This is a genomic window from Mycobacterium sp. MMS18-G62, assembly GCF_053877835.1.
In genome coordinates this window covers 3,146,870-3,163,900 of the sequence record NZ_CM132662.1, presented here as the reverse complement: position 1 = coordinate 3,163,900, position 17,031 = coordinate 3,146,870, and the positions used below count along the sequence as shown (strand labels likewise).

Here is a 17,031-nt window from a genome sequence, read left to right as displayed (position 1 = left end):
AGCGGCGTGTCGCGGCCTTTTGCGTCTGCTCGGCAAGGGCATGTCACACTTCGGCGGGCTGTCTCGTCTAACCGATATGACACAAAAGACGCGTATCGATCCGGTGCCCCCGAAGCAGGCCTCGCTGCTGACGAAGATCTTCTACCGTGTGGCGAAACGCCGCTTCGGCGAGGTGCCCGAGCCGTTTGCGGTCGCCGCGCATCACCCAAGGCTGCTGGTCGCCAATGCCGTACATGAGACGCTGCTGGAGTCCGGGTCGAAGAAGCTGCCGAAGAACGTCCGCGAGCTCGCGGTGTTCTGGACGGCCCGCACCATCGGCTGCTCGTGGTGCGTCGACTTCGGTTCGATGCTGCAGCGGCTCGACGGCCTGGATGTGGACCGGCTCAAGGACATCGACAGCTATGCGACCTCGCCGCTTTTCACCGACGACGAACGCGCCGCGATCGCCTACGCCAATGCGATGACCACCGACCCGCATACGGTGACCGACGAGCAGGTGGCCGACCTACGCAACCGGTTCGGCGACGACGGGGTGATCGAGCTGACGTATCAGGTCGGAGTGGAGAACATGCGGGCGCGCATGTATTCGGCGCTCGGAATCACCGAGCAGGGCTTCAGTTCCGGTGACGCGTGCCGGGTTCCGTGGCAGACCGAGGAGCAAGCGGCGAGCCGGTGAACTTGTCCGGGTTCGCGATATCCCATATGGCGCAGACCTTTCCGTCGCGCACGGTCATCGCGGTGACCCTTGGCATCAGCTCCGGGTAGCCGTCGCGAGGCGGGGCGCCTTCGGTGTAGCTGCCCAGCTGGCCGTTGATCAACGCCAGCTGGGCACCCGCCAGCCAGTTCGGCCCGTAGCGGCGGGCCAAGCCGAACAGGAAGCGCGCGACCTTGTCGGGCCCGTGGATGACGCGGGCGGCGGTCGGGGCCCGGCGGTTCGAGTCACCGGTGAACGTGACCTCTGGATGCAGAAGGCGCACAACGCCTTCCATGTCACCGGCGGCAAGGGCTGCCATCAGCGTGCCCGCGACTTCGTTGTGCGAGTCGTCCGCGACCGGTGCCGGCGCCGACGCAACCGCCCGCCGCGCACGGGAGGCCAGCTGCCGCGCGGCCGCGTCGCTGATCCCGAGCACCGACGCGATCTCGCCGAACGGCACCGCAAAACCGTCGTGCAGGACGAACGCCACCCGCTGGTCAGGAGTCAGCCGCTCCAGCACGACCATCGCCGCGAACCTGGCGTCGTCGGCGGCCACCACCGCGGCGAGTGGATCGTTGCCGTCGAAACCCGTCACCACCGGTTCGGGCAGCCACTCGCCGAAATAGGCTTCGCGCCGGTGCGCCGCCGAGCGCAGCCGGTCCAGGCTCAGCCGGCTCACGACCGTCGTCAGCCACGCCCGCAGATCGCTGATCGCATCGGCATCGCTGCCGTCCCAGCGGATCCACGCATCCTGAACCACGTCTTCGGCATCGGCGACGGTGCCCGTGAGCCGATACGCAACGGCCAGCAGATGGGGCCGTAGCTGCTCGAACTCGTCGACGCGCGTGCTCGCAGTCATGAAATCAGCTTAGTTCGCCGGCTCCATCGACTGATTTCGCCGCATAGCCGGTGTTCGGCAGATAATTCCGTGGTTACAGCGCAGATCAGCGACTGAAACCGTATTGTCTCAAAAGCTGGAGAAGCCTCGCACAAGGGAGATGGCATGAGTAAAGGAGAGCTCACGCTCGAGCCGACCGGCGAACCCTCGGGGTCGACGGTCGAGAGTAAGGGCCTCAAGGGCGGCGCGCTCGGGCTGCTGTCCAGCGTGGTCGTCGGCATGGCATCCACGGCACCGGCCTACAGCCTCGCCGCGACGCTAGGCCTGATCATCGCCAGCGGCGGTGCGCTGCTGTCTGGCGTGAAGGCGCCTGCGATCGTCCTGATCTCCTTCATCCCGATGTACCTGATAGCCGTCGCCTACCAGGAATTGAACAAGGCGGAACCCGACTGCGGCACCACGTTCACGTGGGCGTCGCGGGCATTCGGTCCGATCATCGGCTGGCTGGGCGGCTGGGGCATCATCGCCGCCGACGTCATCGTGATGGCGAACCTCGCGCAGATCGCCGGGGCTTACTCGTTCACCTTCGTGGGCGACCTCGGTTGGCATTCGGCCGCCGACCTGGCCGACAACACGTTCTGGGCGACCGTGGCCGGCGTCGTCTGGATCGCCGTGATGACCTACATCTGCTACCGCGGCATCGAAGTGTCTGCGCGAATCCAATACGCGCTGCTCTCCATCGAGATCGTCGTGCTGATCATCTTGTCGATCGTGGCGCTTTACAAGGTGTACACGCACCACGCGGAGGACTACTCGCTGTTCCCACAGCTGTCCTGGTTCTGGCCCGGCGGGCTGGACTTCGGCACCGTCATCGCACCCGCGGTGCTCACCACCATCTTCATCTACTGGGGCTGGGACACCGCGGTGGCGTGCAACGAGGAGTCCGACGACCCGGGGCGCACACCCGGGCGCGCCGCGGTGATCTCGACCTTCCTGCTGCTGGCCACGTACGCGTTGGTGAGCGTCGCTGCGGTCGCCTTCGCCGGCGTCGGCACCGACGGCATCGGCCTGGGCAACCCGGACAACTCCGCGGACGTGTTCGCCGCGATAGGGCCGGATCTGTTCGGCGACAGCGTCCTTGGCCACATCGGGATGCTGCTGCTGTCCGCGTCGATCCTGACATCGGCCTCGGCGTCGACGCAGACCACGATCCTGCCCACCGCGCGCACGACGCTGTCGATGGGGGTTTACAAGGCGCTGCCGGAGTCCTTCGCCAAGATTCACCGCAGGTACCTGACCCCGACGACGTCCACGATCGTGATGGGCGTGGTCTCGGCGGTGTTCTACGTGCTGTTCACCGTCATCAGCACGAACCTTCTGACGGCTCTGATCGGCTCCGTCGGTTTGATGATCGCGTTCTACTACGGCCTCACCGGTTTTGCCTGCGTGTGGTTCTACCGCAAGACCCTCACCGGCAATGTGCGCGATTTCGTCATGCGCGGCGTCGTCCCCCTGCTGGGTGGGGTGGTGCTGCTGGTCGTGTTCATCTACGGCCTGCTGCAGTACGCGAAGGCCGACTGGCTGACCGATGACGATGGCAACAACGTCACGATCTTCGGGTTTGGCGCAGTCGCCGTCGTCGGCATCGGCGCACTGGTTCTCGGCCTCATCTTGATGGTGATCTGGCGGATGATGTCCCCCGAATTCTTCAAGGGCATCACCCTGCCGCGCCGCAGCGACCTGCTGCTCGAACCGGCCACCGCAGCGACGCCGCGCTTCGGGCTGCCTGACTCCGGTGACATGCCGACGGTCATCTCCCCCGACCTATCCAACCTGCCGCATGGCGAGAAGGCCGTCGACCCGCAGACCGGCGAGGAGTTCACGAAGAATTAGCGCTTGGTGAAAACCGTTCGGTGCCAGCCTTTTTCGGCGACGCCGGTGATGTCGCTCATCACGTGCTTGATCGTGAGGTACTCCTCGAGCGAGTAGTCGCTCATGTCCTTACCGAAGCCGGAAGCGCCGACGCCGCCGTGCGGCATCTCGCTGATGATCGGGATGTGGTCGTTGATCCACACACAGCCCGCCTTGATCTCGCGTGACGCCCGCTGCGCGCGATACACGTCGCGGGTCCACGCCGATGCCGCCAGACCGTAGTCGGTGTCGTTGGCCTGCCGTAGCGCGTCGTCGTCGTCGGTGAACGGGCGCACCGTCAGCACCGGGCCGAAGATTTCGTCGCGGTACACCTCGGACTGCTCGTCGACATCGGCGATGACCGTCGGCCGGTAAAACGAACCCGGTAGATCCGGGGCGCTGCCGCCGGTGACGATGCGGCCGCCCTGCCCCGGCGCACGCGCGACCATGCCCGCCACTTTCTCGCGGTGCGCCATGGTGATCAGGGGGCCCAGGTCGGTATCCGGGTCGTCCGGCAGGCCAACCACCACTTTCCCGAACAGCTCGCCGACGCCGGCGACGAAGTCGTCGTACAGCTCTCGCGCCACGATCGCTCGCGTCGCGGCCGTGCAGTCCTGGCCGGTGTTGATCAGCGCACCTGCGGCCGCACCCTGAATGGCGGCGTCCAGGTCGGCGTCGTCGAACACCACGAACGGCGCCTTGCCGCCGAGTTCGAGTTGCACGCGGTGGCCGTGGTCGGCCGCGGCGGCCATGACCTTGCGGCCCACTGCCGTCGACCCTGTGAACGTCACCAGATCCACGTCCCGGTGCCCGGCCAGCGCGGTGCCCACGTCGGCGCCCAGACCCGTCACCACGTTGAACACACCGTCGGGCAGCCCGGCCTCACTCGCGAGACGGGCCAGCGTCAGCGTGGTCAGCGGCGTCAGCTCGCACGGTTTGATCACCACGGTGCAGCCGGCGGCCAACGCGGGCAACACTTTCCACACCGCCATCTGCAACGGGTAGTTCCACGGCGTGATGGTGCCGACGACGCCGATCGCCTCGCGCCGGATGCTCGACGTGTGATCGCCGGAGTACTCCGCGGTGGCCTTGCCCTCGAGGTGGCGGGCTGCGCCCGCGAAGAAGTCGATGTTGTCGACGCTGCCGGGGACGTCGAACTCCGCGGCCAGCCGCACCGGCTTGCCGGTCTGGCTGACCTCCTCGGCCACCAGGTCGTCGGCGTGCTCTCCTGCCAGCTGGGCGAGCTTGAACAGCACCGCCGACCGCTCCGCCGGCGTCGCCGTCGCCCATCCCGTGAGCGCGGCGCGGGCGGATGCGACGGCCAAATCGACATCGGTCGGCGCAGCCAGCGCGTAGTCGGTGACGGCGTCGCCGGTCGCCGGGTTGATGACCCGATGCAGGCCGCCGCCGGTCAGGACCGGGGCGCCGTCGATCCAGCTGCCTGCCACGCTGGTAGACACGGTCACAGTCATGGCCCAACGCTAGCCGACCCGAACGGACGCGGCTACGCATTCCCGCAGCGGGCACCCCCTCAAACGCGTGATTTCATCGCTATGGTTGCTTGCTACGACGGATTCCGTGCACAATCACAGGCATGGCTAATACGGGTGCTTCGCACGGCATGGCGCCCATCTCGCTCCGCGTAAACACTTCGCGGCCGGGCGCGGCGTTCCAGCTCGACGAGTTGTCGAAGCAGATCATCGAGAAGCTGCAGCAGGACGGCCGTCGGTCGTATGCGGGCATCGGCAAGGCGGTCGGGTTGTCCGAGGCCGCCGTGCGTCAACGTGTCCAGCGTATGGTCGACGCCGGCGTCATGCAGATCGTCGCGGTCACCGACCCGATGCAGCTGGGTTTCGCGCGCCAGGCGATGATCGGCATCCGCTGTACCGGCGACACCACTCGCGTGGCCGAGAAGTTGGCCGCCATCGAGGCCGTCGACTACGTGGTGCTTACAGCCGGCTCGTTCGACGCCATCGTCGAAGTCGTCTGCGAGGACGACGACGACCTCCTTGACCTACTCAACACGCAGATCCGCGCACTTCCTGGGGTGATATCAACCGAAACGCTCGTCTATCTGAAACTTGTTAAGCAGCAATACAATTGGGGTACGAGATGACTACGACTGATACCACTCAAGAGATTTCGACCGGACTGGGCGCAAAGGCGAACCGGCACCTGTGGGGACACTTCGCCCGCCACGGCGCCGATATCACCCCGCCGATCATTACTCGCGGCGAAGGCGTGCGGATCTGGGACGACAAGGGCAAGAGCTACCTCGACGGGCTATCGGGCCTGTTCGTGGTCCAGGCCGGACACGGTCGCGCGGAGCTGGCCGAGGCCGCAGCCAAGCAAGCCGAGAAGCTGTCGTTCTTCCCGCTGTGGTCCTATGCCACTCCGCCGGCCATCGAGCTCGCTGAACGACTCGCCCACTACGCGCCGGGCGACCTCAACCGGGTGTTTTTCACCACCGGCGGCGGCGAGGCCGTCGAGTCCGCATGGAAGCTGGCCAAGCAGTACTTCAAAGTGACCGGCAAACCCGGGAAATACAAGGCGATTTCGCGTGCGATCGCATACCACGGCACCCCGCACGGCGCGCTGGCCATTACCGGTCTGCCGACGTTCAAGGCACCGTTCGAACCGATCACCCCTGGCGGTTTCCGGGTGCCCAACACCAACTTCTACCGGGCTCCGGCGCCGTACGACAAGGACGAGAAGGAGTTCGGTCAGTGGGCGGCCAACCGCATCGCCGAGGCGATCGAGTTCGAGGGACCGGACTCCGTCGCCGCGGTGTTCCTGGAGCCGGTTCAGAACGCCGGCGGCTGTTTCCCGCCTCCCCCAGGGTATTTCGAACGTGTCCGGGAGATCTGCGACGAGTACGACGTGCTGCTGGTGTCCGATGAGGTGATCTGCGCGTTCGGCCGCATCGGTTCGATGTTCGCCTGTGACGACTTCGGCTATGTGCCCGACATCATCACCTGCGCCAAGGGCATGACGTCGGGCTACTCGCCGATCGGCGCGATGATCGCCTCCGACCGGTTGTTCGAGCCGTTCAACGACGGCAAGACGACGTTCACGCACGGCTATACCTTTGGCGGGCATCCCGTTTCGGCTGCGGTGGCGCTGGCCAACCTCGATATCTTCGAGCGCGAGGGCCTCAACGACCGGGTCAAGCAGAACGCGCCGGCATTCCGCGCCACTCTGGAAAAGCTGCTCGATCTGCCGATCGTCGGCGACGTGCGCGGCGAGGGGTACTTCTACGGCATCGAGCTGGTCAAGGACAAAGCGACCAAGCAGGTCCTCGACGACGAGCTCAGCGAGTGGCTGCTGCGCAGCTTCCTATCGACGGAGCTGTTCGAGGCGGGCCTGTACTGCCGGGCCGACGACCGCGGCGACTCGGTGGTCCAGCTGGCGCCGCCACTCATCAGCGGCCAGGCGGAGTTCGACGAGATCGAGCAGATTCTGCGCAGCGTGCTGACGCGAGCGTGGGATCACTTGCAGACCCGTGGTGATGCCTGGCACTGAGCCTTCGGCGTAGCGTCGGGCGCGTGACCTCAACGACGAAGCCACCCGTCGATCCTGTCCGCTGGCAACCGCCGCCCATCGATCCGCTGCCGGATTTCGGTCCCGCTGAGCTGACCGTTGTCCCGATGCCGGGTGACGCACCAGAAGACGTCGTCGTCGATGCCGACGGCTACCTCTGGGCCGGCCTGATCGACGGGCGTATCGTGCGGGTCTCCCCTGACGGCGGCGAGACCGCGGTGGTGGGCCGCACCAGCGGCCGCCCACTCGGCCTTGCCGTCGCGCGCGATGGGCGGCTGCTCGTCTGCACAAGCCCTGGCGGTCTGCTCGCCATGGACACAAGCAGCGGTGCGTTCGAGACGCTGGTCGACGAGGTCGACGGCAGGCGCTTGCAGTTCTGCTCGAATGTCACCGAAACACCCGACGGCACAATCTATTTCACCGAGTCAACAAGCGCATTCACCTACGCATATTTCAAAGGAGCAGTGCTAGAGGCGCGGGCGCGTGGCAGCCTGTTCCGTCGCGACCCCGACGGCACCGTGCTCACCGTGGTGCCGGGACTGTACTTCGCCAACGGCGTCACACAGACGGCCGACGGGTCAGCATTGGTGTTCGCCGAGACACTGGGACGACGACTGTCGAAGTACTGGCTCACCGGTCCGCAGGCCGGAACCGTCACACCGCTGGCGGTCAACCTGCCCGGGCATCCCGACAACATCTCCACCGGCGCCGACGGGCGCATCTGGGTTGCGCTCGTATCGCCGGTCAACGCCGCGGCCGACTGGCTGGCGCCACGCGCGCCCGTGTTGCGCAAGCTGCTGTGGAAGCTCCCGGACCGGCTGCAGCCCCAGATCAAGCCCGAGGTCTGGGCCGTCGCGTTCGATCCCGACAGCGGCGAGGCGGTGGCCGGCCTGCGCACCGAGCACCCGTCGTTCGGGATGGTCACCGGACTGGTCGAAGCCGACGGCAAGCTGTGGATGGCGACGATCGGCTTTCCGGCCGTCGCCTACACGACGGTCTCACTTTTGTAACTTCGTCCCCACCAGTCACAGCGCGGCTCCCCGATGTCCCGTGGTTTCTCCCCTACGCTGCTATCCCGATGGCTACCTCGCGACCGACGTTCTATCGCGCTGCAGCGCTGGCAGCAGGCCTGTTCCTGGCATTGGCCCCGGCAGTGGCAAGCGCCGAACCGAATGCTGCGCCGGAGGGGGCCACCTGCCCGTACCGCGAATCCACACCACCGGCCGTCGACTCGTCGGAGGTGCCGGAGGCCGGCGATCCGCCGGGCCCGCTGCCAGTGCCCGCCAAGCCGCTCGGCGGTGACGCGCTGTCCGGCTGCGGTGTGATCACCGCGGCTGGCACTCCCCCGCTGCCGGACGACGTGTCCGCCGATGCATGGCTGGTCGCCGACCTCGACAGCGGCGACATCATCGCCGCCAAGGATCCGCACGGCAGGCACCGGCCCGCCAGCATCATCAAGGTGCTGATCGCGATGCAGGCCATCAAGGAACTGCCCATCCACAAGGTTGTGGCCGGCACGCAAGACGACGCGAACGCCGAAGGCACCAAGGTCGGCGTCGGGCCCCAGGGCTTCTACTCGATCAACGACCTGCTGCACGGCCTGCTGATGCATTCCGGTAACGACGCCGCCCATGCGCTGGCCGCCCAGCTCGGCGGGATGGACGCCGCACTGCAGAAGATCAACGACCTCGCAGGCAAGCTCGGCGGCCGCGACACCCGGGCCGCCACGCCATCGGGCCTCGACGGGCCTGGCATGAGCACGTCGGCCTACGACATCGGTCTGTTCTACCGGTACGCCTGGCAGAACCCGATTTTCAGCGACATCGTCGCCACCCGCAGCTTCGACTTCCCGGGCCGCGGCGACGCCGGCTATCCGGTGGAGAACGACAACCAGCTGCTCTACAACTACCCCGGCGCGCTCGGCGGCAAGACCGGTTACACCGACGACGCGGGCCAAACCTTCGTGGGCGCCGCCAACCACGACGGCCGCCGGCTGGTTGCGGTGCTTATGCACGGCACCCGCCAGCCGATCGCGCCCTGGGAGCAGGCGGCGCACCTGCTGGACTACGGGTTCGCGACCGCGCCGGGCACCAAAGTGGGCACGCTGATCGAACCCGATCCATCGCTGATGGCGCGAAAGCCGGACGCTGCCAGCGACTCTGCTGTGAGTGCCGCGTCCACACCGCTACCGGATATCGACGCCATGCCGGTGCGCATCGGCGTCGGCATCGTCGGCTCGGTGATTGTGTTCGGGCTCATCATGGGCGCGCGGTCGCTGAACCGCCGCCCCGCGCGCTAGTCAGGGCTTGGCGAAACCCGCTGCGCTCAGGGTCTCCTGCCCCGCTGTGCTGGTGACAAGGTCGATGAATTTCCTTGCCAGTTCGGGGTGTTGGGACTGTTTGAGCGCGGCGATCGGATAGGTGTTCACCGCACCGGCAGCTTCGGGAAACGGGACGGCGGTGGCCTTGTCGCCCGCTGCGATCGCGTCGGTGACGTAGACGACGCCCGCGTCGGCTTGACCGGACGTGACCTTGTTGAGGACATCGCTCACCGAGGACTCCTCGCTCACCGGCGCCAGGTCGACACCTGTGGACTTCTCGACCTTTTGCGTCGCCGAACCACAAGGAACCTGCGGCGCGCAGACGACGACGGTGGTGCCCGGCTTCGTCAGATCTCGAAATGCCGTGATCTTCTTGGGGTTTCCCGGCGCGACAACGATGTTGAGGGTGTTCGACGCGAAGTTGACGGGGTCAGCCGCCAGCAGTCCGGCCTGCGCTGCCTTGTCCATGTTCTTGGTGTCGGCGGAAGCGAAGACATCCGCCTGCGCGCCTTGGGTCAGTTGCGTGACCAGATCCGAGGACCCTGCGAACGAGAACTCCACCGATGCACCGGGATTGGCGGCCTGGAACTGTTTCCCGATGCCGGTGAACGCCTCCTTCAGCGAGGCGGCCGCGAAAACGATGATCTTTCCGCCGCCCGCCGGGAGTGATTCGCTCGTCGAGCCGCAGCCGGCCGTCAGTACCAGCAGCAGGACGACGAGAGCACGTTTCACGACTGACCTCCTGGAGTTTCCACGATGACCGTGGTCGCCTTGACGACGGCGACGGCGATGCTGCCCGGTTCGAGATGCAATTCGCGCACAGCTTCTGCGCTCAGCAACGACACCACCGTGAAGGGCCCGCATTGCATTTCGACCTGTGCCATGACCTTGTCAGTCACGACATTGGTGACGAGTCCGGCGAAGCGATTCCGCGCAGAGCTCGCGACGCTAAGAGGATCCTTTGGCGCGGTCGCCGCGTTGGCCCGTGCGAACTTGGCGAGCGCGGCGCCGTCGATCACTTTGCGCCCTGACGTGTCTTGGCTGACGGGAAGGCTGCCGTCATCGATCCATCGCCGCACAGTGTCGTCGCTGACACCCAAGAGGTCGGCTGCTTCGCGGACCCGGATCATCGGCACGGCGGAATAGTAGCGCAATGCCGCATATGCGGCGCAAGATGCGGATTCCATCCGCAGTTGCGGATACTAACCTTCGCTACCCAGGCCCTAGTGCCGCCGTAGCCGCGAAACGCCAAGCGCCCCAACCGCTCCCATCGCAGCGGCGGCCAACGCTCCCCGCGCACCCATGCCCTCGCGCTCCTGAACTCGCACCGTGATCTGCGCCGGCGACGGCGGCTCAACGGGCTCCTCCACGAGGTTTTCGGCCGACGTCGCCGCCCAAGCCGTCGCGAACAGGATCAGCCGCGCGGTGATATACGCGAACACCATCAAGCCCAGCACCGGCCCGAACGTCGCACCGGCTGGGCCATGAACCACCGCCTGCAGATATATCGACCCCACCTGTTTGAAGACCTCGAAACCGACCGCCGCCAACAAGCCCGCCCTCATCGCGCTGCGGAAAGTCACGGTCTCCCGGGGCAGCCGCGCGATCACCCACGTGAACAACATCCACGAAACAAACACCGACACGAGCAGCGACACCACACGCAGGACCGCGCCAACTCCCGGAACATCTTGTAGACCAAGCCATTCCAGTAGGTGCTTCATCAGGTCCGAACTGCCAAGCACGGTAAGCGCGATCGTGACTACGATCGCGACGAAGAAGCCCACGATGGCGACCAGATCGGACAGCTTGGTTCGGAGGAAACCGGGCGGCTCGTGTCGCATCAGGCCCCACATCTGGGTGAGCGCCTCACGCAGGTTCGCCATCCAACCGAGCCCGGCCCAGGCGGCGGTGGCCAGGCCGATGATTCCCACCGAGGTGCGCGACTTGATCGCCGACTCCATCAGGTCCACAAGCTGCTGGGCGAAATCGCCGGACACCGTCGACTTGATCTTGTCCTCGATTTCGGCGAGCAGGTCGGGCTGGCTGGCGAGCACGAAGCCGCCGACGGCGAATGCCACCATCAGCAAGGGGAACAACGCGAACACGGTGAAGTAGGTGATACCTGCGGCGTAGAAGTCGCCCTTACTGTCTTGATACCGCCCCTGCGCACGCATCACGTGGTCGAACCAGCCGTACCGCGCGCGCAGCCGGTCGAGAATGCCCGGTTTGGCCGGCTCCGACATGACCAGCCTCCCGAAGGCGTTATCCGCGTGGCTGCAAGAACCCTAACCGGTCATATACCCGCTGCAATGTCTTTGCAGACACGTCCTTTGCGCGCTCCGCGCCGGCCGCGAGCACCGACTCGAGTTCGGTCCGATCGGCGAGCAGTTCGTCGACACGCGCCTTGAGCGGGGTGACGAATTCGACCACGGCCTCAGCGGTGTCGGCCTTCAGGTCGCCGTATCCGCGACCTGCATAGCCCTCGACGAGCTTGTCGATATCGGTGCCGGTCACCGCCGACTGGATGGTCAGCAGATTGGACACCCCCGGTTTTTCCGCGGGGTCGTAGCGCACATCGCGCTCGCTGTCCGTGACGGCCGAGCGGATCTTCTTGGCCGACACCTTCGGGTCGTCGAGCAGGCTGATCAGCCCCGCTTCGGTGGCGGCGGACTTGCTCATCTTCGACGTCGGATCCTGCAGGTCGTAAATCTTCGCGGTGGCCTTCTGGATCAGCACGTCGGGCACGACGAACGTGTCCGGGAAGCGCGAGTTGAACCGCTGCGCGACGTCGCGCGCCAGCTCCAGGTGTTGGCGCTGGTCCTCACCGACCGGCACCACGTCGGTGTCGTAGAGCAACACGTCGGCGGCCATCAGGACCGGATAGGTGAACAGCCCGACGGTGGTGGCTTCGGTGCCTTCCTTCTGCGACTTGTCCTTGAACTGAGTCATCCTCGATGCTTGGCCGAACCCGGTGAAACAGCCCAGCACCCAAGCGAGTTCGGCGTGGGCCGGCACGTGGCTCTGCACAAAGATCGTGCATCGCGACGGGTCGATGCCCAGCGCCAGGTACTGCGCCGCGGTGACCAGCGTGCGCCGCTTCAGCTGCTCGGGATCCTGCGGGATCGTGATCGCGTGCAGGTCGACGACGCAGAAGAACGCGTCGAACTCGTCCTGCAGGCCCACCCACTGGCTGATGGCCCCCAACGCGTTGCCGAGATGCAGGGAGTCAGACGTGGGCTGCACGCCGGAGAAGACGACGCGCTTGGTGGAAGTGCTCATGATGCACCGATCTTTTCACACCAGCTTTTGTGCAATTGACCGCGTTGAGCGCGGGTTTCTGCACAAAGATCGTCAAGCCGGGCGGGTTCGGCCGCGGGCAACACCGTCTACACCTCACCCGCGAGGGCTGCCCGACCACCTAGCCCGTGTATTCGACGGTCACCGGCGAGTGATCCGACCACCGCAACGCGTACGCCGCGGCGCGTTCGACCCGTGCGGCCACCGCCCGCGCAGCCAATCCGTGTGTCGCCAACTGATAGTCGATACGCCAACCGGCGTCGTTGTCGAAGGCCCTCCCCCGCCACGACCACCAGGAGTACGGGCCTGCGACATCGGGATGCAATACCCGGAGCACGTCGACCCAGCCTGAGGCCAACAGCTCGGTGAGCCACTGACGCTCACTCGGCAAGAAACCCGACTTCTTGACGTTGCCCTTCCAATTCTTGATGTCGTTCTCGGTGTGCGCGATGTTCCAGTCGCCGCAGACGACGGCGTCGCGATCGGTCAGCGTCGACATCCGGTGCGCGAGCGCGGCCATGAAGCGTTCCTTCTCGAGCTGACGATCGGTCCCCGCTTCACCGGTCTGGATGTAGACGCTGGCCACCGTCAGCCCGGCGATATCCACCTCCAAGTAGCGGCCGTGAAGCGCAAACTCATCGACGCCCAGATCGCGCTTCGCCTCGATCGGGTGGCGGCTGAGCACGGCAACCCCGTTGCGGCCCTTGAGATCTCCACCTGCGGACGCCAGATGCCAGCCGTCGGCCAACGCGGGCGCCAAAGCCGAGGCCAGTTGGTCGTCGTCGGCGCGGACCTCCTGCAGACACACCACGTCGGCCCGCGTATCGGCCAGCCACGGCAGCAGCCCGAGGTTCTGGTCAGAGCGCTGCTTGATCGCCGCGCCAATGCCGTTGACGTTGATTGTGCTGACGATCACGTCGCCAGACCCTAACGGACGGGCTTGCGGTACCAGCGGTATCACCTTTAGTGTCGGGCCCATGACCGAGCGTGCACCGATTCACCTGGGTTCCGGCGAGCCAATCCTTTTGCTGCACCCGTTCATGATGTCCCAGACGGTGTGGAAAACGGTCGCGCCGCTGATTGCTGAGACCGGCCGGTATGAGGTCTTCGCACCGACTTTGCCCGGGCACAACGGCGGCACCAAAGGGCCGTTCTTCCTGGATTCGGCTTCGCTGGCCGACGATGTCGAACGCCGGCTCGACGCGCTGGGCTGGGGCACAGCGCACATCGTCGGCAACTCGCTCGGCGGCTGGGTCGCCTTCGAACTTGAAAGACGCGGCAGGGCCCGCACGCTGACGGGTATCGCGCCCGCTGGCGGGTGGCGTCACTTCACGCCCGCCAAGTTCGAGATCGTGTTCAAGTTCCTGGCCGGCTTGCCCGTTTGGCTCACCGCCAAGGCGCTCGGTCCGCGTGCACTGAAACTGCCGTATGTGCGCCAGCTCGCCTACGTGCCGATCAGCGCGAGCGCCGACCGCCTGAGCGATGAGGATTGGCTGGACATCATCGACGACGTCACTCACTGCCCGGCCTACTACCAGCTGTTGGTCAAGTCGCTGCTGCTGCCGGGTCTGCTGGAGCTCGCCGAGGGCAGTGCGCCGACCCACCTCGTCATCTGCGAGAAGGACCACGTTCTGCCGCATCCGCGGTTCACCCGGCACTTCACGACGCATCTGCCGGCTACCACCGAGATCACCCACCTCGACGGCGTGGGGCACATCCCGATGTTCGAAGCGCCGCAGCGGGTTGCGGACTTGATCGTCGAATTCACCGACCGCTACGCGACTCCGCCGCCGAAAACGGCAATCGGCTAGTCCGCCAGCGCCTTCTCGAGGTTGTCGGCGATCGAGCCGACCGTCAGCCCTGCGCGCCTTCCAACAACGCGTTGAGCGTCTTGCTCGGCCGCATCACCGACGTGGTCTTCTCCCGGTCCGGGTAGTAGTAGCCGCCGATATCTACCGAATTGCCTTGCACCTCAGCGAGTTCGGAGAGGATGGTGTCCTCGTTCTCCGCCAACGTCTTCGCCAGCGAGGCGAAGTGATCGGCCAGTTCTTTGTCGTCGGTCTGCTCCGCGAGTTCTTGCGCCCAGTACATGGCGAGGTAGAACTGGCTGCCCCGGTTGTCGAGCTCGCCGGTCTTGCGCGACGGGCTCTTGTTGTTCTCCAACAGCTTTCCGATCGCGGAGTCGAGCGTCTTCCCAAGAAGCGTGGCCCGCTCGTTGTCGGTCTTGCGGCCCAGATCTTCGAAACAGGCGCCCAGCGCTAGGTATTCACCGAGCGAATCCCAGCGCAGGTGATTCTCCTCCACCAGCTGGTGGACGTGCTTGGGCGCCGAACCGCCCGCCCCCGTCTCGTACATTCCGCCGCCAGCCATCAGCGGAACGATGGACAGCATCTTGGCGCTGGTGCCCAGCTCCAGGATCGGGAACAGGTCGGTCAGGTAGTCGCGCAGGATGTTGCCGGTCGCGGCGATGGTGTCCTGTCCGCGGACGACGCGCTCCAGCGTGTACCGCATGGCCCACACCTGCGGCATGATCTGGATGTGCAGGCCCTCGGTGTCGTGGTCCTTCAAGTAGGCCTTCACCTTGTTGCGCAGCTCGGCCTCGTGCGGACGTTCGGTATCTAGCCAGAACACCACCGTCATGCCCGACGCACGCGCGCGGGTCACGGCCAGTTTCACCCAGTCCCGGATCGGTGCGTCCTTGACGACCGGCATGCGCCAGATGTCACCGGTTTCGACGTTCTGCGTCAGCAGCACCTCGCCGGTGTCGATGTCGACGATGTTGGCGGCGCCGTCTTCGGGAATCTCGAACGTCTTGTCGTGCGAGCCGTACTCCTCGGCCTGCTGGGCCATCAGACCGACGTTCGGCACGGTGCCCATGGTCGTCGGGTCGAACTGGCCGTTGGTCTTACACCAGTTGATCATCTCCTGATAGATGCGGGAGAACGTGGACTCGGGGTTCACCGCCTTGGTGTCCTTGGTCCGGCCGTCGGCGCCGTACATCTTGCCGCCCAGCCGGATCATGGCGGGCATCGACGCGTCGACGATCACATCGCTGGGTGAGTGGAAGTTCGTGATGCCCCTGGCCGAATCGACCATGGCCAGTTCTGGCCGGTGTTCGTGGACGGCGTGGATGTCCTGGATGATCTCTTCGCGCAGCGACGCCGGCAGCGACTCGATCTTGTCGTACAGGTCGGACATCCCGTTGTTGACGTTGACGCCCAGTTCGTCGAACAGCTCCTGGTGCTTGGCGAACGCGTCCTTGTAGAAGACCTTCACCGCGTGGCCGAACACGATGGGGTGTGACACCTTCATCATCGTCGCCTTGACGTGCAGGGAGAACATCACGCCGGTCTCGTACGCGTCCTGGATCTGTTCTTCGTAGAAGTCGCACAGCGCCTTCTTGCTCATGAACATGCTGTCGATGATGTCGCCCTCGTCGAGCTTGACCTCGGGCTTGAGCACGATGGTCTCGCCGCGCTTGGTTTCGAGCACCATCTTGACGTTGCGCGCCTTGTCGAGCGTCATCGACTTCTCGCCGTGGTAGAAGTCGCCGCCCCTCATGGTGGCCACATGGGTGCGGGAGGCCTGCGACCACTTGCTCATGCTGTGCGGGTGTTTGCGCGCGTACTCTTTGACGGCCTTTGGCGCGCGACGGTCCGAATTGCCTTGCCGCAGAACAGGATTGACCGCGCTACCGAGAACCTTGGCGTAGCGCTCCTTGATCTTCTTGTCCTCGTCGGACTTCGGATCTCCTGGGTAGTCAGGGATGTCGTAGCCCTTGGCCTTCAACTCCTTGATGGCGGCCAGCAATTGGGGCACCGAGGCGCTGATGTTGGGCAGCTTGATGATGTTGGTCTCCGGGTCCTGCGTGAGCTCACCCAGTCGGGCCAGGTTGTCGGGCACCTTCTGCTCGTCGGTCAAGCGGTCGGAGAACTCGGACAGGATGCGCGCCGCGACCGAGATGTCACTGCTTTCGACGTTGATCCCCGCGGGCTCGGTGAAGGTCCGGATGATCGGAAGGAACGCGTAGGTCGCAAGCAGCGGCGCTTCGTCGGTCAGCGTGTAGATGATGGTCGGCTGCTCGGCGCTCATGGCTGTTCTCCCACGTCAGATTCGGTCGCATTCAACGGCGCCAGACTACAAGCAGTGCTGCGGGCGCGAAGGGCCAGCTTTGGCTACTGACCAGTAGCTTCTTCGCTGCAGAACCGTGACCGACTGAGAACAAACGCGCCGGTGGCACCCAGTCAGCGGCATGCGATACTCTTCTCTTCGGTCATGAGTGCCAGCGTTTAGCCCCGGCTTGCTGGCCGGCAACCCTCCAACCGCGGTGGGGTGCCCCGGGTGATGACCAGGTTGAGTAGCCCCAACCCGGCTACCGGCAAGCGCGGGTCCGTTGAGACGGGCCCCCAGAGAAGACAGACGGAGGTC

At 65.5% G+C, this 17,031-nt stretch carries 14 protein-coding genes, 1 pseudogene and 1 riboswitch; of the genes and pseudogenes, 7 read left to right on the top strand and 8 right to left on the bottom strand.

Annotation, left to right across the window (positions count from 1 at the left end; all coding sequences use genetic code 11):
• Nucleotides 1-43: 43 nt before the first annotated feature.
• Nucleotides 44-676, top strand: a pseudogene (locus ACWW36_RS15750) (carboxymuconolactone decarboxylase family protein); the annotation flags it as partial.
• On the opposite strand, the gene ACWW36_RS15745 reads toward ACWW36_RS15750, so the two are convergent.
• Nucleotides 615-1,553, bottom strand: coding sequence for a sigma-70 family RNA polymerase sigma factor (locus ACWW36_RS15745; protein WP_456136944.1), 939 nt, complete (start codon nucleotides 1,551-1,553; stop codon nucleotides 615-617). The pseudogene ACWW36_RS15750 and the gene ACWW36_RS15745 sit on opposite strands and share 62 nt — an antisense overlap.
• Nucleotides 1,554-1,697: 144 nt before the next feature.
• Here ACWW36_RS15745 and ACWW36_RS15740 point away from each other — a divergent pair, with 144 nt between their 5' ends.
• Nucleotides 1,698-3,425: an APC family permease gene (locus ACWW36_RS15740; RefSeq protein WP_456136943.1), complete on the top strand. Its 1,728-nt coding sequence runs from the start codon at nucleotides 1,698-1,700 to the stop codon at nucleotides 3,423-3,425.
• On the opposite strand, the gene ACWW36_RS15735 is transcribed toward ACWW36_RS15740, so the two are convergent.
• Entirely contained in the window at nucleotides 3,422-4,915 is a 1,494-nt protein-coding gene (locus tag ACWW36_RS15735; RefSeq protein ID WP_456136942.1) for a gamma-aminobutyraldehyde dehydrogenase, read from the bottom strand. The genes ACWW36_RS15740 and ACWW36_RS15735 overlap by 4 nt on opposite strands.
• Before the next feature lie 122 nt (nucleotides 4,916-5,037).
• On the opposite strand from ACWW36_RS15735, the gene ACWW36_RS15730 reads away from it, so the two are divergent.
• From ACWW36_RS15730 to ACWW36_RS15715, 4 genes are all read left to right on the top strand, one after another.
• Nucleotides 5,038-5,559: an Lrp/AsnC family transcriptional regulator gene (locus tag ACWW36_RS15730; protein WP_325333587.1), complete on the top strand. Its 522-nt coding sequence runs from the start codon at nucleotides 5,038-5,040 to the stop codon at nucleotides 5,557-5,559.
• Nucleotides 5,556-6,965 (top strand): aspartate aminotransferase family protein, encoded by a 1,410-nt coding sequence (locus tag ACWW36_RS15725; RefSeq protein ID WP_456136941.1) that lies wholly within the window; start codon nucleotides 5,556-5,558, stop codon nucleotides 6,963-6,965. Before ACWW36_RS15730 ends, ACWW36_RS15725 begins: the two co-directional genes overlap by 4 nt.
• Before the next feature lie 23 nt (nucleotides 6,966-6,988).
• Nucleotides 6,989-7,993, top strand: a complete 1,005-nt coding sequence (locus tag ACWW36_RS15720; RefSeq protein WP_456136940.1) for an SMP-30/gluconolactonase/LRE family protein — start codon at nucleotides 6,989-6,991, stop codon at nucleotides 7,991-7,993.
• Between the two features lie 68 nt (nucleotides 7,994-8,061).
• A complete protein-coding gene (locus ACWW36_RS15715) occupies nucleotides 8,062-9,282 on the top strand; it encodes a D-alanyl-D-alanine carboxypeptidase family protein (protein ID WP_456136939.1) in 1,221 nt (406 codons plus the stop codon).
• Here the strand turns inward: ACWW36_RS15715 and modA are convergent, their stop codons facing one another.
• The 5 genes from modA to ACWW36_RS15690 all read right to left on the bottom strand — a co-directional run bounded on the left by modA (nucleotide 9,283) and on the right by ACWW36_RS15690 (nucleotide 13,519).
• Nucleotides 9,283-10,035: a molybdate ABC transporter substrate-binding protein gene (gene modA, locus ACWW36_RS15710; protein WP_456136938.1), complete on the bottom strand. Its 753-nt coding sequence runs from the start codon at nucleotides 10,033-10,035 to the stop codon at nucleotides 9,283-9,285.
• Nucleotides 10,032-10,439 carry a TOBE domain-containing protein gene (locus tag ACWW36_RS15705; RefSeq protein WP_456136937.1) on the bottom strand — a complete coding sequence of 136 codons (408 nt, stop codon included), beginning with the start codon at nucleotides 10,437-10,439 and terminating at the stop codon, nucleotides 10,032-10,034. Before ACWW36_RS15705 ends, modA begins: the two co-directional genes overlap by 4 nt.
• 87 nt (nucleotides 10,440-10,526) lie before the next feature.
• Nucleotides 10,527-11,549: an inner membrane protein YhjD gene (yhjD, locus tag ACWW36_RS15700; RefSeq protein ID WP_456136936.1), complete on the bottom strand. Its 1,023-nt coding sequence runs from the start codon at nucleotides 11,547-11,549 to the stop codon at nucleotides 10,527-10,529.
• Between the two features lie 19 nt (nucleotides 11,550-11,568).
• On the bottom strand, nucleotides 11,569-12,585 hold the full coding sequence (trpS, locus tag ACWW36_RS15695) for a tryptophan--tRNA ligase (RefSeq protein WP_456136935.1): 1,017 nt from the start codon (nucleotides 12,583-12,585) through the stop codon (nucleotides 11,569-11,571).
• A 139-nt stretch (nucleotides 12,586-12,724) separates the two neighbouring features.
• On the bottom strand, nucleotides 12,725-13,519 hold the full coding sequence (locus tag ACWW36_RS15690) for an exodeoxyribonuclease III (RefSeq protein WP_456136934.1): 795 nt from the start codon (nucleotides 13,517-13,519) through the stop codon (nucleotides 12,725-12,727).
• Nucleotides 13,520-13,580: 61 nt separating this feature from the next.
• Between ACWW36_RS15690 and ACWW36_RS15685 the strand changes: the two genes are divergently transcribed.
• Nucleotides 13,581-14,414 carry an alpha/beta fold hydrolase gene (locus ACWW36_RS15685; protein WP_456136933.1) on the top strand — a complete coding sequence of 278 codons (834 nt, stop codon included), beginning with the start codon at nucleotides 13,581-13,583 and terminating at the stop codon, nucleotides 14,412-14,414.
• Between the two features lie 43 nt (nucleotides 14,415-14,457).
• On the opposite strand, the gene ACWW36_RS15680 is transcribed toward ACWW36_RS15685, so the two are convergent.
• A complete protein-coding gene (locus tag ACWW36_RS15680) occupies nucleotides 14,458-16,695 on the bottom strand; it encodes an NADP-dependent isocitrate dehydrogenase (protein ID WP_456136932.1) in 2,238 nt (745 codons plus the stop codon).
• Between the two features lie 179 nt (nucleotides 16,696-16,874).
• Nucleotides 16,875-16,994: riboswitch (SAM riboswitch) on the top strand.
• Nucleotides 16,995-17,031 lie beyond the last annotated feature (37 nt).

Excerpts from the sequence above, each read along its gene's own strand:
- ACWW36_RS15715 (WP_456136939.1), top strand. The coding sequence starts at position 8,062 with ATGGCTACCTCGCGACCGACGTTCTATCGCGCTGCAGCGCTGGCAGCA.
- yhjD (WP_456136936.1), bottom strand. The coding sequence starts at position 11,549 with ATGTCGGAGCCGGCCAAACCGGGCATTCTCGACCGGCTGCGCGCGCGG.
- ACWW36_RS15685 (WP_456136933.1), top strand. The coding sequence starts at position 13,581 with ATGACCGAGCGTGCACCGATTCACCTGGGTTCCGGCGAGCCAATCCTT.
- ACWW36_RS15730 (WP_325333587.1), top strand. The coding sequence starts at position 5,038 with ATGGCTAATACGGGTGCTTCGCACGGCATGGCGCCCATCTCGCTCCGC.
- ACWW36_RS15745 (WP_456136944.1), bottom strand. The coding sequence starts at position 1,553 with ATGACTGCGAGCACGCGCGTCGACGAGTTCGAGCAGCTACGGCCCCAT.
- ACWW36_RS15740 (WP_456136943.1), top strand. The coding sequence starts at position 1,698 with ATGAGTAAAGGAGAGCTCACGCTCGAGCCGACCGGCGAACCCTCGGGG.
- trpS (WP_456136935.1), bottom strand. The coding sequence starts at position 12,585 with ATGAGCACTTCCACCAAGCGCGTCGTCTTCTCCGGCGTGCAGCCCACG.
- ACWW36_RS15735 (WP_456136942.1), bottom strand. The coding sequence starts at position 4,915 with ATGACTGTGACCGTGTCTACCAGCGTGGCAGGCAGCTGGATCGACGGC.
- ACWW36_RS15680 (WP_456136932.1), bottom strand. The coding sequence starts at position 16,695 with ATGAGCGCCGAGCAGCCGACCATCATCTACACGCTGACCGACGAAGCG.
- ACWW36_RS15725 (WP_456136941.1), top strand. The coding sequence starts at position 5,556 with ATGACTACGACTGATACCACTCAAGAGATTTCGACCGGACTGGGCGCA.